Raw genomic sequence first — 14,929 nt, 5'->3', positions numbered from 1 at the left:
ATTGTTACGCAAAACAGCCAGATCAGTAGGTCTGGCTGTTTTGCGTAACTACTTCGCTTTTTTCCCGTCTTCCTTGTCCTTCTTCAGCGTAATTTCGATGCTGACGATGGTGCCGCGGCCGGGGCGCGAATCGATGGTGAGCGTGCCGCCGAGCAGGTCGACGCGGTTGCGGATGCCGGCCAGCCCGATGCCGCGCATGGGCACGTCTTCTCGCACCTCAAAGCCCACGCCGTCGTCTTCGACGGAAATGAGCACTTGGTGGTCTTCGTGTACCACGTGCACAAACACTTCCTTGGCCTGGGCGTGCTTCATGATGTTGTTGAGCAGCTCCTGCACCATGCGGTAAATGGCCGTTTCGACCAGCTTGGGGCGCTTTTTACTCAGGCCCACCAAGTGCAGGTGCACGTCGAGGCTGGTTTTCGGAATGCGCTTTACCAACTCCTGGAGCCCGCTTTTCAGACCGAAATCTTCCAGCACGCCCGGCGTCAGCTCGAAGGAAATGTTGCGCGTGGCCGTGATGGCTTCTTCCAGCAGCGCCAGGGCCGCTGTGTGCTTCTGGATGTTGGAGGAATGGTTTTCGATGTGGAGCTTGGTGGCGTACAGCAGTTGGCCTACGCCGTTGTGCAACGCCTCTGAAATACGCTTACGCTCAGCCTCTTGCGTGCTCATGATAGCCGACAGCACTTCCTGCTGCTGGCGCAGCTTGAGGCGCGTGTTCTCCTCTTCCATGCGGTTGCGCTCGGTCACGTCGCGGATGGTGATGAGCGTACCGGTTACCGCGTCGTCCTGCCCTTTCAGAGGCGTCAGGAAGGCATCGAAAAATCCCGGCCGGTGGTGGAAGCGGTACCCCAGCATCTGCACTTCTTCGCCAGCCATCACGCGTTGCATGAGCACGCGGCCTTCGGGGGTATTGAGGTGTGGATAGACGTCGTACACGCTTTGCCCCAGCGCCTGCTCTTCCGACAAGTTGGAAAACGACGCGGCTACGCGGTTCCAGGCCGTGATGCGGGCCTCACAGTCGAGCGCTACCAGGGCGTCGATGCTGTTGTCGAGCAGGCTGCGCGAAAACTCTTTTTCTTCGCGCAGGTGGTAGCGGGAGATTTCCGAATCGGTGATGTCGATGGAAAACAGCACGCCCCACCCCTTTTGCTCGTCGAAGAAGCCGAAGTTCTGGTAGAAAGCATTGTACCCGTTGAGGTCGTAGTGGCCGATGAAGGTGACCGGCTCGCCGCCCAGCAAGGCTCGCATGGGCTCCGTAAGCATCGGGAACGCCTCGTAAATGTTGGCTCCTCGGGCTTCGTTGTCGTGGCTGCCCATGCGCTGCAACCCGGCGCCCGACATTTCCAGTATTTCGCCCTGCGGCGACAGGCGCAGCAGCACCACCGGCAGGTTTTGCAAAATGCGCCCCAGCAAGCGGTGTTGGTAGCGCAGGTCTTCCTCGGCCTCGCGCTGATCGGTTTCGTCGCGCATCAGGCCCGTAAACCGGACGGGCTTGTTGGCTTCGTCGTAAAAAACCTTCCCCCGCGCCGACACGAAGTGTACCGATCCGTCGGGCCACAGCACGCGGTAGTCTAGCTCGAAGGGCGTGCGCTGCTTGATGGAGCGTTGAAAGGCGTGGGTAACGGTTGGCAAATCGTCGGGGTGAATGGCCTGCTGCAACACGTCGAATGGCACCGGCCCCGGCCCCAACGCTAACCCAAAGCTCGCTTGAGCGCGCTCGTCCCACCGCAACTCGTCGGAGCTGAACTCCCACGACCACACGCCAGAATTAGAGGCCTCCAAGGCGAGTCGCAGGCCTTCTTCGCTTGCTTGGCGGAGCTGGCGCTCGCGTTTTTGGGCCGTTACGTTGCGCCACACCATGTGAATGAGGATTTCTTCGTCGACGTCCTGAATCAGCGTAATCACCGACTCCACCCAGATTTCCTCACCCGAACTGCGGTGCATCAGGACTTCGCAGCGCTCCGAACCGACTTCTTTAGCCCGCTGGATGCTTTCCTGAAATAACACCTTGGTTTTCATACCGTTAGGTTGCACTACCGGACAATGCGCCCAGGCCGGCTGCCCGATGATGTGACTTTTGTCGGAGGTGCCTAGCAGATGCATGGCTGCGTCGTTGCAGTCGATGTAGCGCTCGTTGCGCAGCAGCACCACCGCGTCGTTACTCTGCTCGAAAAGGCGGCGAAACCGCGCTTCGCTGGCTCGCAGGTCTTCGGTGGCTTTGCGACGGGCCGTGATGTCGATGACTGCCACCCGGCAGTGCTGCGAAGGCCGTTCGGCATCGAAGCCAGGGGTAGCCAGGGCTTCGAGCTGGGCGAAAAAGCTCTTGCCGTCTTCGCGCAGCATTTCCACTTCGCAGGTCTGGCGGTGGTCAGCCGTGAGCGCTTTGGTCAGGAACAGATTGAACAGCAACCGATGATCGGGCGCCACAAACAACGCAAACCGGCGCCCTTGCAGGCGTTGGCGCACGGTGCCCAACTGCTGGCTGGCGCAGATGTTGAGCTGCTGGATCAGGCCGTGGGCGTCGAGGGTGAAGTAGCCCACGGGCGCAAAGTCATAGAGATCAACGTATTGCACGCGCAGGACTTCGGTTTCGGCCTGGGCCCGCAGCAACTCTTCGTACTGCATTTCCAGCTCAATCTGGTGCACCTGCAACTCCTGCACGAGGCGCTGCACGTCCATCGACGAGTGCTCGACGTCCACAACCTGCGTCACGAGGTGCCGGCGCCGGTCGGCACGGGCGCGGAGCTGCTCCAGCGCGTCGTGCAACGAGGTAGACGATTCGGAATGGGACTCGCTCATGCCACTGGGCTCTAGAATCAAAAGGGACGGCAGGCCAAGCCTGCCCGCATAGTCAGCACAACGACCACGCCCGCAGCTAATGCGCTGCGCGCGCGATTACTCCGGCCTCGACGCGGCCGGCTTTGGAGCCTGCTCCTCTACGCCGATCAGCAGGCGATTGGTTTTCTGGCCGTCGCTGGTGATGCGGCGCCCGTGAATGCGCAGCGAACGCGTGCTTTGGCCGTTCGGCGTTAGCTCAAGCAAAGCATCGTCGAACGATTGGTTTTCGGCCTGTAGCAGCTGCACCAGCTTACGGTGCAGCGCCGGCTGGTTCCAGATGCCGTCGCTGAGCTCCGAGAGCGGCTGGCCTTTTATTTTGTCCAGCTCCACGGCAAAGGTTTCGGTGAACGCATGGCTGGCGGTGAGGATGCGCAGCTGGGCATCGAGCACCAGCATGGGCTCGCGCACCGACTCAACGATGCTTTCGGCCATGGCGGTGCTGACGGTCAGTTGCTCTTCCAAGTTCTTTAGCTCCGTGATTTCGGTGAACGTGATCACGGCCCCGCTGATGTAGTTGTCGAGGGTGCGGTAGGGCAGAATGCGCATCACAAACCACTCGCCGCGTGTGGTCTGGATGTTGGTCTCCACGGGCACCAGGCGATCGATCACCAAGCGCACGTCCTCCATTAGCTGTTCGTGGCGCAGGTTGCTGGCGAAGTGCGTAATCGAGCGCCCTACGTCGGTAGGCAGCAGATTGATGATGCGACTCATACTAGGGGTGAATCGCTTGATAATCAGTTCGTTATCTAGGAAAACCGTTGCGATCTCGGTGGCGTCCAGCAGGTTTTTCATGTCGTTGGCGGCCTGCGAAAGCTCTTCGGTTTTGCTCAGGTACTGCATGTTCAGGGTCATGAGCTCCTCGTTGAGGCTCTGCATTTCCTCTTTGTTGGTCATGGCCTCCTCGTTGGTGCTTTGCAGCTCCTCGTTGGCGCTTTGCAGCTCTTCGTTGGTGCTTTTGAGCTCCTCCAGGCTCGACTCCATTTCCTCGACGGTCGTCTGGAGGCGGTGCTTGGTGTATTGCAGCTCTTTTTCGAGGGCCGCAATAACGGCGTCGCGGCTCAGCTCCGACGACAGCCCGGCTTTGCCCAAGCGCACTTTGGTAGGCGTGGGCATGTCTTCGAAAGCCACCAGCAGCATACCGGCCAGCTGCTCGGGCTCGTCGAGGTACTTGGCCGTGAGGCGCAGCAGCTGAACGCCCCCTTCGGTCTTGACTTTCACGTTTTCAACCACCGCGTCGCTCCGGTCAGTGAGGGCGTTGTGCACCACGGCGCTCAGCTGGTAGGTAAGGTCTTCGCGGGCCATGTCGAAGAGGTTCATGCTGCCCATGCCGGGTGCCGGATCGAGGTATTTGCCGGTCCGGCCGTTGATGTACAGCACGTCGCCTTTGGCGTTGATGACCACTGCTGGCGGCGTAAACTCACGCAGCAGCACGCGCTGCACCAGCGAAGCAAATGGGCCTTCTTTACGGGCAGCAGGGTTCATATTGTGGGCAGAGTGAACGGGTACTTCCTGAAGGCGACCCAGGGCAAACGGAAAATTGATAAGGCGAGCCATGGACGAGCTGCCTTCGATGCGGCGCGAGAGCTTCCACTTAACGTCCAGGGGCTGAAACAAATCCTGGTAGCCGGTCAGGTTTTCCGAAGGCCCCAGCAACAGCACGGCTCCCGGATTGAGGGCGTAATGAAAAATCGGGATCAGGTTGCGCTGCAACTCCGCCGACAGGTAGATCAGCAGGTTGCGGCACACCAGCAGGTCGAGCTTGGTGAACGGGGCGTCTTTATTGAGGTTGTGCACGGCAAAAATGACCACGTCGCGCACTTCCTTCCGGATTTGGTAGCCCGCATCGACCTTCACAAAAAACCGCTGCAAGCGCTCCTGGTTGACGTCGGCTACGATGTTTTCGCCGTACACGCCGGCCCGCGCAAACTCGATGCCTTCGGGGTTGATGTCGGTAGCGAAGATCTGGATTTTCAGGTACTTCAGCGGATCGACGCTGTCGAGGCATTCCATCAGCGTCATGGCCACGGAATAAGCTTCCTCGCCCGTCGAGCAGCCGGGCGTCCAGACGCGGATGGTGCTGTCGATGGGCTTTTCCTGGATCACGGGCCACAGCCGCTTCTTGAGTGCCTCGTACGCTTCCTGGTCGCGGAAAAACTTCGTGACGCCGATCAGCAGCTCCTTAAACAGCAGATCCACCTCTTCGGGGTTTTCCTGTAGGTAGCGCACGTAATGCGTAAACTCCTTGATCTGGTGAGAGTTCATGCGCCGCTCGATGCGCCGGAACACGGTATTGCGCTTGTAAAACGAGAAGTCGTGCCCGGTGCGGCTCCGAATCAGGATAAAGATTTTCTGGAGGGCGTGGGCGGGCTTGGAGGCCGACTCGGCCACTTCGCGGCGCGGCCGGTTCATCACCGGTATTTTGAGGTATTCGATGAGCTTGGCGGGCAGCTGCTCGGCGGGCAGCACATAATCGACAAACTCGGTGGCGATGGCCGAGCGCGGCATCGAGTCGTACTCGGCCGTTTCGGGGGCTTGCACCATCACCATCCCGAAGTTTTCCATCACCATTTTCAGCCCGATGGTGCCGTCGGTGCCCAGGCCCGAGAAGATTATGCACACGGCCCGCTCGCGGGCATCTTTGGCCAGGTTTTGCAGGAAAAAATCGATGGGCAGGCGGCGGCCCCGCGGCTGCGTGGGCGTAAACAGCAACAGCGTGCCGTGCAGCATGCTCATGTCGCGGTCAGGCGGAATCACGTACACATGATTGGGCTGCACTTTGAGGCCGTCTTCGGCCTGCAACACGGGCATGGGCGTGAAGTACTGAATGACCTGCGTGAGCTCACCCTGCTGGTCGGGGCTCTGGTGCGTGACCACTACGAAGGCCATGTCGGGATCGGCAGGCATGTTGCGAAAAAACCGCTCTAACCCTTCGATCGAGCCCGCCGAGCCACCCAGACACACCACCGGAAACTTATCCGACGGGTCTTCCTGCCGCTGGGCTTCGCGCAGTTGTATCGGCGACACCATCGCATCAACGGGCATCGCGTCTCCGTCCGTCAGAAGAATGGGCTCCTCCGGCTCAGGAAGCTGATCGGGAGACATATGATCGAGTGGGCTCATGGGGTGGGGTAAAAGGCCTTGTGCATGCCGCTGCGCAGGACTATCGTAAAGCAAAACAAGAGGCCGCAAGTATTAATTCGGCACCTATTAAAGTAAACTATTCATTATCAATAACATACAGTTATATTCAAACCAGATCGGCAGGAAACCGCCTCTCTAAAGCAGCACGGCCGGCACTGGTAAAGCTCCTAAGGATTTTTGAGCGAATGGGCATTCGCGCGTTTCCCCTCGGTTTTTCTATTAAAAATACCTTTAAATAACGGGCTTTGGGCAACAAATATGTGATTAATACGGAGCCCCATTCGTAGCCCCGACGGTGCTGCTTGCCGTAGATATTCTCAGGCACGAACGCTGGTCGGCTTGCTTGCGGGCCAGGGTTCGCATTCTTCCTCTCTGATCGTGGACAACCGCCAACACCTTATCGTCATCGGTGCATCGGCGGGCGGCATGCCTGCTTTGTGTTGCCTCGTCGAGCAGCTGCCCGCCGACTTGCCCGCCGCGGTGCTGGTCGTGCAGCATTTTGCGCCCGACTCATCGGGCGAGCACTTGGTGCAACGCCTGGCACGGCATACCAAGCTGCGCTGCATTCTGCCCCACGACGGCGAGCCCATCGAAGCGGGTTGCTTGTATCTGGCCCCACCCGACCGGCACCTGCTCGTGAAAGAACAGCATCTGCTTGTTACGAAAGGGCCGCGCGAAAATCATTTCCGCCCCTCGGCCGACGCGCTATTTCGTTCAGCATCAGTATATTATAACACGTCCGTTATTGGCATCGTTCTGACCGGCATGTTGCACGACGGCACAGCCGGGCTGGAGTTTATCAAGCGTTCCGGCGGGCGGGCCGTGGTGCAGGACCCTATGGAGGCCGAGTTTCCGAGCATGCCGGAAAGTGCGCTGCACAACGTGCCCATCGATTATGTGGTGCCGTTATCGGAGATGGGACATTTGCTGCAGCGCTTGGTTCAGATGCCAATACTCAACGGCAGGACCATTCCGGAAGACATTAAACTAGAGGCCGCCATTGCGGAAAGAGTTGTGGGCACTACACAGGACGTAAGTAAAATCGGCAAACTGATGCCCATGACCTGCCCCGACTGTGGAGGCACTTTGTGGGAGATTAAGCAAGGCAAAGTGCTGCGCTACCGCTGTCACACTGGCCACGCTTTCACCGCCGACTCGCTCTACAAGCTCACGCAGGAAAGCCTGGAAGAGAGCTTGTGGGTGGCGCTGCGCATGATGGAAGAGCGCAAAAACCTGCTCATCAGCATGGCCAGCCGCGGCGAAGGCCCGTACGCCGTGCAGCAGGAAGAGCGCATCGAGGAAATCAAAGTGCACATCAACCGCCTGCGCGAGTTTTTGCTTAGTAGCACGCCTCCACCCCGCACCAGCCACGAGCACGGCAGCCAAGTGGCAGCTGCCCCGGACAATCAGTAGCCCCGGCTTTGGGCTTTAGTACTCGCAAGAGTTCTGGCCCGACAATACACTCTTACCTCAGCTATAGCGTTGAGCTTCAGCACAATTTCAGTGTTTTACACTAGGCATTTTCCGTAGAAATCGGAGTGTAAGGAGGCCTGCTTTATCGTTTAAAAGCCTGAATATGCGCTTGCCCTTGCGGGCAAGCGTTTTTGTCTGCTTTCCGGCGATTTGAGCTACTCCTTATGGCTTGCATTTCCACTCCCATGCCGCTTTCCCTTGGCCGGGCGTTGCTGCTCGACCTGCTGCCCGCTAAGGCCCCCGAGCCGCGGAGCGCACCCTCGCCCCAGCACTCGGCCGCGGACGAAGCTACCCCCGCAATAGGGGCGAAAAGCAGCTTTCCGGCATTGCACTTCGTGCTGCGGCAGTCGCCCGACGACACCTCGCATTATCACTTGGCCATCTTCGAGCAGTCGGAGTGCTTGGCGCACTGGCTGCTTTCAGGCTACGGCAGGCGCCTGCTCAATCCGCAGGAGCAGGCGTTGCTGATCGAAGCGCCCGAACATCTCCAGCTTCCTGCCCATGAGCTTGATAGCGGCACGTGCCAGCTTACAGGCAGCCGGCAAGGCTACCCAGCGGCTGTGTTGAATCACGGCCTACATACCGGGCGGCTTCACCTGCTGCTGCAAGGCCGTACGCTCAACAAAGGGTTTACTCTCATGCGCCTAAGCTCGGGCAGCCACAGTTGGCTGATGCAGGCGGCCTGCTTCCCCAATGTTGCGCCCTTAGGCGATGCCTGAAGAGGCAAACCCAGCTATTGCACACGCAGCAAGCATGCCCGAAATGCTGGGCTTACTCGGCGGCAGAAACACTGCTGAGAATAAGACAAAAAACGGGGCAAAAACCATTAATAGTCCAGTTTATATTCAGCTAACTCCTTGATTAGCTTAGAGTTTCTGCGTAACTTATACTTCCGCTGCTACTGACAATTTTGGCTTAGTGTGCTGCATCAGAGCGGGCGGCAATGCCGGCGTTTTTCGGTACGTGCTTACAGCTTTCACGCTGCTCAACTTTCATCAGCTGTATGAACACTTCCGCCTTCGACCCCCCGCGGCAACCCTCCTCCGAACTGCGCTTCACGCTATTCAACCCGGACGGCGCGGACATCCCGCAGATGGCGCGCGAGCTGAACCGGCGCCCCGAATTGCCGCGGCCGCATTTGCTCGTCGACTGCTCCCGGCTGCAGTGCGTGCGCCAATATGGGGTGAGCCATTTTGTGTCGCAACTGTTGCTGCTGCACCAGGCCGGGGCTTACATCGTGCTCCGCAACGTCGATCCGGTACTGATGCGCTGCTTGGAGCTGCTCAAGGTCAGCCACTTGTTTCATGCCTCGCTTGGCGCGCCCACTGAAGCGTAAAAGGATTATCTTATTATAAGTATTTGATAGTCAATTATTTATATAAAACCAATTATTGTATACCTCTCTGTACTAGTGTCAAATGCGGAGGCCTTTTACGTATTCTTCCAAAGTAAAATTCCGTAGTATTCACGGTGTGCTAGCCCTCCGTAATGGCGATCTTTGTAGTGAGACGGCTTCTCAAGTAGCAGAAACGCAGCAGGAGCATTTCTGTCTGCACCTTGGGGAAGCTGACTACGCTATAATTGCAATAGCCTATTCTCCTGCATTTACTTATCGGAGCCGGGCCTGTAGGGTTGCGGCGTGATTGGTTGCCCCGGCCCCGCGTGTCTCGCGCGGGGCCGGGGTTTTTTATGCTGGTACGGTCGCTGGTCGCTGCCGCTGCCAAGGCTCTTTTGGCGTACCCCGATCTTCTCCTGCATGAGCAGGTCAGAATCCGGCAGCGGGCATCCGTAAAAATGCGTAAATATCTGTATTACAGAACATTTACTTAATTTTTACACCACTATTTAGGCGGCATTTTCGTTAAAGGCACAGGTTTAATTTTCCACCCTCAACCCTTACAACAATGCCAAACAGAAGCGCACGTGGCGGCACTTCGGAGCAGCATTCCGAAGCCGGCAAAAAGGGAGCAGAAGCTCGCAACAGCACCAGCAAAACTGGGGGCATGCCCAATTCTGGCAACATGGCCAACACTGGCAAAATGCCCAACACCGGTAAACAAAGCGGTGGTGCCTCTTCTCCTGATCAGCACACCGTAGCTGGCAAAAAAGGCAGCAAAAAATAGTCGGAGGGCGGCCTGCCCAGCGGCAGGCCGCCCTCGGAACAGCTTGCCTTTCGACCTTTCTTTTGTCCGCAGCGCAACATCCCCGGGCCGGCTGGCGCGGGGATGTTTTTGTTTGGGCAGCGCGGTACGGCAGCATTTTTTGCCGGAGCCACGTAAGCTAGTCCCGAACGCGCCACCCCATGCCAGGCGCGTCCGTACGTTGTTCGAGTATGCCTGCTTCTACTACCGTTTCGCCAGCGCCCCTTGTTTCGCCCTGGGCACCTCTGAAGGAGGGATTTTTCCGGATGCTCTGGATTGCTTCCTTCGTCTCCAACATCGGCACCTGGATGCAGAACGTGGGCGCCGTGTGGCTGATGACCCACCTGACCAACTCCACGGTGCTGGTAGCCCTGATGCAAACGGCTTCGGCCCTGCCCATCTTCCTGCTTAGCCTGCCCGCCGGCGCCCTCGCCGACCTCGTAGACCGGCGCAAGTTTCTGCTCATCACCCAAACCTGGATGGGCGTGGTCGCGCTTGTGCTGGCCGCCGTAACGCTGCTGGGTCACATCTCGCCCTGGGGCCTGCTTTTCCTGACCTTCACCCTGGACATCGGCGGGGCGCTCAATAACCCCGTATGGCGCTCGGTAACGCCGGAGCTGGTGCCGCGCTCGCAATTGCCGGCTGCCATTACGCTCAACAGCATCAGCTTCAACTTGGCGCGGGCCGTGGGACCGGCGTTGGGTGGGTTGGTGGTAGCCTATTTTTCGGCGGGCTTTGCGTTTCTGCTCAACGGGTTGTCGTTTTTGGCCACTATCTACATGGTTTACAGCTGGAAACGCGAGGCCCAGCCACCGACTACGGCACTGGCCGGCGAACGCATTTTGGCGGCCATGCGCGGGGGCGTGCGCTACGCCCGCTTCTCGCCGCCGGTGCAGAACATTCTGGTGCGGGCGTTCTTCTTCACTTTTGGGGCCAGCATTGTGTTTGCGCTGCTTTCGCCGGTGGTTGCCAAGCTGCTGCACCAAACCGGCGCGGTGTATTCTATTCTGCTCTCGTGCATGGGCGGCGGGGCCGTGGTCACGGCGTTGCTGCTGCCGCGCCTCAACCGCGCGTTCAGCATCGATAAGCGAGTGTCGCTGGCGGCGGTGCTGTTTGCGGTGGTGGTGCTGGGCATGGGCTTTTCCAGTAACCTGCCCCTGCTCTACGTGCTACTCACCGTGTGCGGCGGCGCCTGGATGATGAGCCAAAACAGCTTCAACGTGGCCATCCAGACGGTGGTCCCGAACTGGATACAGGCGCGAGCCTTGGGCATTTACATTCTGGTGTTTCAGGGCGGCATGGCGCTGGGCAGTTTCACCTGGGGCGCGCTCGCCGACGAGTTTGGCTTGCCCGTCGCCCTGGCCGGTGCCGCCGCCTGGATGTTGCTAAGCATTCTGCTGGTCTTCCGGTTTTCGTTGCGCAACGGCGAAAACCTCGACTTCACCATTGCCAGCCATTGGGCCGAGCCTACCATTGTGATGGAGCCCACGCCCAACGACGGCCCCGTGCTGATTACCATCGCGTATCGCATTGCGCAAGAGGACGTCCCGACTTTCGCCGCGACCATGGAAGAGCTTGGCCGCATCCGCCGGCGCGAAGGGGCCATCCGGGTGGGCCTCTACGCCGATCTGGCTGACCCCGAACGCATTATGGAATACTTCGTAGTGGAGTCGTGGGCCGAGCACGAACGGCAGCATACGCAGGGCGTCGGCCCCGACGAAGCGGCCCTTGCCACGGCGGCCCGCAACCTGCACCGAGGCCCGGAACCACCGGTGGTATCGCATTTTATCAATTTAAAACGTGCAGATCTGCCGCCCGCGGCCGTTATTAGCGGCTGAGTTTCATCCTGAGTTCATTTGACAGTTCTTACCTTGTGAGGTCTGCCCGACACAAGTTCGGAGCGCGCTTCCCCGAAGTAGGTTCTACCCTTTGCTGCTTCCCGGCAGTTGGCTCGCGTTGGCGGCTTATCGTTTTGTAAGCCGCCTTACTTATCCTTCCCGCTATGTGGATCGTACGTCTGGCGCTGGCGCGCCCTTATACTTTCGTGGTCATGTCGCTGCTGATTCTGGTGGGCGGCATCATGACCATTCGCCGCATGGCGGTCGACATTTTTCCGGAGATCAACATTCCCGTCGTGGGCGTAGTCTGGACGTACGCCGGCATGAGCCCCGAGGAAATGAACCAGCGTGTGGTAACCGTAAACGAGCGCTCCTACTCGACTACCGTTGCCAACATCGAACACATTGAATCGCAGTCACTTAAAGGCTTAGGCCTGATCAAAGTTTTCTTTCAGCCGGGCTCCAACGTGGAAGCCGGCGTAGCCCAGATCACCGCCCAGACCCAGACCCTGCTGCGGGTGCTGCCGCCCGGTATTACGCCCCCGCTCATCATCCGGTATTCGGCCTCCAATGTGCCCATTGCCCAAACCAGCCTCAGCTCCGACAACCTGGGCGAATCGGATTTGTACGACGCGGGCAACGCCTTCATCCGGCCGGGGCTGGCGGTGGTGCAGGGGGCCTCGGTGCTGCTGCCCAACGGCGGCAAGCCCAAGCAAATCATGGTCGATCTGAACCCGGCCGCGCTGGCGGGCAAAGGCCTGTCGGGCAACGACGTAGTAGCCGCCCTCACCGCCCAGAACGTCATCATTCCGGCGGGCTCGGCTAAGATGGGAGAACGCGAATACGACGTCAAGCTTAATAGCAGCCCCGAAGCCATTGCCACGCTCAACGACTTGCCCATCAAGCAGGTAGGCGGCTCGATGGTGTATGTGCGCGACGTGGCCTACGTGCACGAAGGCTTTGCGGTGCAGCAAAACATTGTGCGCCAAAACGGACGCCGTACGGCCATCATTCCCCTGCTGAAAAGCGGCGCGGCCAGCACCCTCGACGTAATCGAAGGCATCAAGAAGACGTTGCCCAAGATTCAAGCTATCGTGCCTAATGGCTTGAATATCAAATTGTTATTCGACCAGTCGTTTTTCGTGCGCGCTTCCATCAAAGGCGTAGTGCTCGAAGCCTGCATCGCGGCTATGCTCACCGGCCTGATGATTTTGCTGTTCTTGGGGTCGTGGCGATCGACGCTCATCATTGCCACTTCCATTCCGCTCTCGATTCTGGTCAGCATCATTGTGCTGCACCTCTTGGGCCAAACACTCAACATCATGACCCTGAGCGGCTTATCGCTGGCTGTGGGTATTCTGGTGGACGACGCCACAGTGGAGATCGAGAACATTCACCGCAACATGGGCATGAAAAAGGGCCTGAAGCGCTCGATTCTGGACGGCGCCCAGCAGATTGCCACGCCGGCTTTGGTGGCCACCCTCTCGATTTGCATTGTGTTTGTACCGGTCTTTTTCCTGGCGGGTGCGGCGTCATCCATCTTCGCGCCGCTGGCCATGTCGGTGATTTTTGCCATGCTGGCTTCCTATCTGCTCTCCCGGACGCTGGTTCCGACGCTGGTTATGTATTTGCTGCGCAAGGAGTTACCAATCTACCACAAAGAAGGCACGCTGCACCTGCCCACCGAGCAAGTGCGCGACGGCCACCCCGTAAGCCCCGAAGAGGCGCGCCTGGAGCAGCTACTGCGCGAAAATTACGAGAAGCGCCACCCCAGCGCCGACCCCAACGAAGTCGCCGAAGACCCCATTACCGACGCCGAACGCAAGGCCGCCGAAGGCATCGAAAATAGCTGGGTGTGGCGCCTGCATAAAGGCTTTGACCACGGCTTTGAGCGCCTCCGCAACACCTACCGCAGCGCCTTGGATTGGTCGCTGAACCACCGTAAAATGGTGGTGGCATCTTTTGCGGTGCTGTTTCTGGGGTCGGGCTGCCTGTATCCGTTCATTGGGCAAAACTTCTTCCCGAAAGTGGATGCCGGCTTGCTGCGGCTGCACGTGCGGGTGCCCACCGGCACGCGCATCGAGGAAACCGAGCGCCGCTTTGCGCAGGTAGAAAAAGTGATTCGGGAAGTGATTCCGGCCGACGAGCTGGATTTGGTGATGGACAACATCGGCCTGCCCGTTATTTCCATCAACCTGCTGCTCAGCGACAACCCCACCGTGGGCTCCGGCGACGGCGAGATTCTGGTGTCGATGCACGAAGACCACGGCCCAACCGCCGCCTACATCACCGAAATCAGGCGGCGTCTCAAGCAGCAGCAACCCGACCTGATCGTGTTTTTTCAGGCAGCGGACATTGTCAATCAAACGCTCAACTTTGGCCTGCCCGCCCCGATTGACGTGCAAGTGGTCGGCAAGAACAGAATCGCCAACCAGAAGATTGCGGCGAAGCTCAAGGAGCGCATTGCCAATATTCCGGGTGTAGTGGATGCCTTTGTGTATCAAGCATTTGACCAGCCCCAGCTGCGCATCGACATCGACCGGGTACGGGCCCAGCAGGCCGGCCTTTCGCAGCGCGACATTGCCAATAACGTGCTGGTCAACCTCAGCTCTAGCACCCAAACGTCGCCCAACCAGTGGCTCAATCAGCAGACGGGCGTGAGCTACGCAGTGGCCGTGCAGACGCCCCAACGCGACCTCTCGACGATGGACGAGCTCCAAAATATCGGCGTGACCAGCGCTACCCAAAATGCTACCCAATTGCTGAGCAACTTCGCCGTAGTCCGCCGCACCCAGACCTCGGCCGTCGCCAGCAATTACAACATTCAGCGGGTGCTGGACGTGTACGCGAGCGTTGAAAACCGCGACTTGGGCAGCGTCAGCACCGACATTCAGAAGATCATTTCGGAAGTCGAAAAAGACCTGCCCAAAGGCACCACCATCACCGTACGCGGCCAGATCGAGAGCATGCACACCTCCTTTGTGGGCCTCGGGTTTGGCTTATTGGGCGCCATTGTGCTGGTGTACTTGCTGATGGTGGTCAACTTCCAGTCGTGGCTCGATCCGTTCATCATCATCATGGCGTTACCGGGCGCTATGTCGGGCATTCTGTGGATGCTGTTTGTGTCGCAGACGACCTTCAGCGTGCCCTCTTTGATGGGCGCCATCATGTGCATTGGAGTAGCCACGGCCAACAGTATTCTGCTCGTGACCTTTGCCAACGAGCGCCGCGAAGAAGAACCCGACCTCAACCCACGTGATGCTGCCCTGGACGCGGGCTATACGCGTCTGCGCCCCGTACTCATGACGGCGTTGGCGATGATTATCGGCCTGACTCCCATGGCGTTAGGCTTGGGCGAAGGCGGTGAGCAGAATGCCCCGCTGGGCCGCGCCGTAATTGGGGGCTTGCTGCTGGCCACCGTCACGACGCTGTTCTTTGTGCCCATCATGTTTTCGTATTTGAAGAAGAAAGAACCCGCTGCCGTTGCAGCGTAGAAAA

General features: G+C 58.9%; 8 protein-coding genes. 6 read left to right on the top strand and 2 right to left on the bottom strand.

Annotated elements, in window-relative coordinates:
• Positions 1 to 48: 48 nt before the first annotated feature.
• Together FHG12_RS16275 and FHG12_RS16270 are read right to left on the bottom strand one after the other, a co-directional pair.
• Complete coding sequence (locus tag FHG12_RS16275; protein WP_139516731.1) at positions 49 to 2,799, bottom strand: sensor histidine kinase; 2,751 nt, start codon at positions 2,797 to 2,799, stop codon at positions 49 to 51.
• A 96-nt stretch (positions 2,800 to 2,895) separates the two neighbouring features.
• Positions 2,896 to 5,958, bottom strand: coding sequence for a CheR family methyltransferase (locus tag FHG12_RS16270; RefSeq protein ID WP_139516730.1), 3,063 nt, complete (start codon positions 5,956 to 5,958; stop codon positions 2,896 to 2,898).
• A gap of 399 nt (positions 5,959 to 6,357) precedes the next feature.
• Between FHG12_RS16270 and FHG12_RS16265 the strand changes: the two genes are divergently transcribed.
• From FHG12_RS16265 to FHG12_RS16240, 6 genes are all read left to right on the top strand, one after another.
• Positions 6,358 to 7,392: a chemotaxis protein CheB gene (locus tag FHG12_RS16265; RefSeq protein WP_139516729.1), complete on the top strand. Its 1,035-nt coding sequence runs from the start codon at positions 6,358 to 6,360 to the stop codon at positions 7,390 to 7,392.
• A gap of 245 nt (positions 7,393 to 7,637) precedes the next feature.
• Positions 7,638 to 8,171 carry a hypothetical protein gene (locus FHG12_RS16260; RefSeq protein WP_139516728.1) on the top strand — a complete coding sequence of 178 codons (534 nt, stop codon included), beginning with the start codon at positions 7,638 to 7,640 and terminating at the stop codon, positions 8,169 to 8,171.
• A gap of 284 nt (positions 8,172 to 8,455) precedes the next feature.
• Positions 8,456 to 8,788, top strand: a complete 333-nt coding sequence (locus tag FHG12_RS16255) for a hypothetical protein (RefSeq protein WP_139516727.1) — start codon at positions 8,456 to 8,458, stop codon at positions 8,786 to 8,788.
• Between the two features lie 568 nt (positions 8,789 to 9,356).
• Positions 9,357 to 9,575, top strand: a complete 219-nt coding sequence (locus tag FHG12_RS16250) for a hypothetical protein (RefSeq protein ID WP_139516726.1) — start codon at positions 9,357 to 9,359, stop codon at positions 9,573 to 9,575.
• Between the two features lie 209 nt (positions 9,576 to 9,784).
• Positions 9,785 to 11,431: an MFS transporter gene (locus tag FHG12_RS16245; protein ID WP_165699430.1), complete on the top strand. Its 1,647-nt coding sequence runs from the start codon at positions 9,785 to 9,787 to the stop codon at positions 11,429 to 11,431.
• 164 nt (positions 11,432 to 11,595) lie between these two features.
• Positions 11,596 to 14,925, top strand: a complete 3,330-nt coding sequence (locus FHG12_RS16240) for an efflux RND transporter permease subunit (protein WP_139516724.1) — start codon at positions 11,596 to 11,598, stop codon at positions 14,923 to 14,925.
• The last annotated feature ends 4 nt before the right edge of the window (positions 14,926 to 14,929 follow it).

The sequence above is a fragment of the Hymenobacter jejuensis genome, assembly GCF_006337165.1.
In the GTDB taxonomy this organism is placed as follows: Bacteria; Bacteroidota; Bacteroidia; order Cytophagales; family Hymenobacteraceae; genus Hymenobacter; species Hymenobacter jejuensis.
The sequence above is the reverse complement of the archived record's forward strand: the minus strand, read 5'-3'. Positions and strand labels throughout refer to the sequence as shown.

Bases quoted from the DNA above. Each gene is read 5' to 3' on its own strand.
- FHG12_RS16275 (WP_139516731.1), bottom strand. From the start codon at position 2,799: ATGAGCGAGTCCCATTCCGAATCGTCTACCTCGTTGCACGACGCGCTG.
- FHG12_RS16255 (WP_139516727.1), top strand. From the start codon at position 8,456: ATGAACACTTCCGCCTTCGACCCCCCGCGGCAACCCTCCTCCGAACTG.
- FHG12_RS16270 (WP_139516730.1), bottom strand. From the start codon at position 5,958: ATGAGCCCACTCGATCATATGTCTCCCGATCAGCTTCCTGAGCCGGAG.
- FHG12_RS16260 (WP_139516728.1), top strand. From the start codon at position 7,638: ATGCCGCTTTCCCTTGGCCGGGCGTTGCTGCTCGACCTGCTGCCCGCT.
- FHG12_RS16240 (WP_139516724.1), top strand. From the start codon at position 11,596: ATGTGGATCGTACGTCTGGCGCTGGCGCGCCCTTATACTTTCGTGGTC.
- FHG12_RS16250 (WP_139516726.1), top strand. From the start codon at position 9,357: ATGCCAAACAGAAGCGCACGTGGCGGCACTTCGGAGCAGCATTCCGAA.
- FHG12_RS16245 (WP_165699430.1), top strand. From the start codon at position 9,785: ATGCCTGCTTCTACTACCGTTTCGCCAGCGCCCCTTGTTTCGCCCTGG.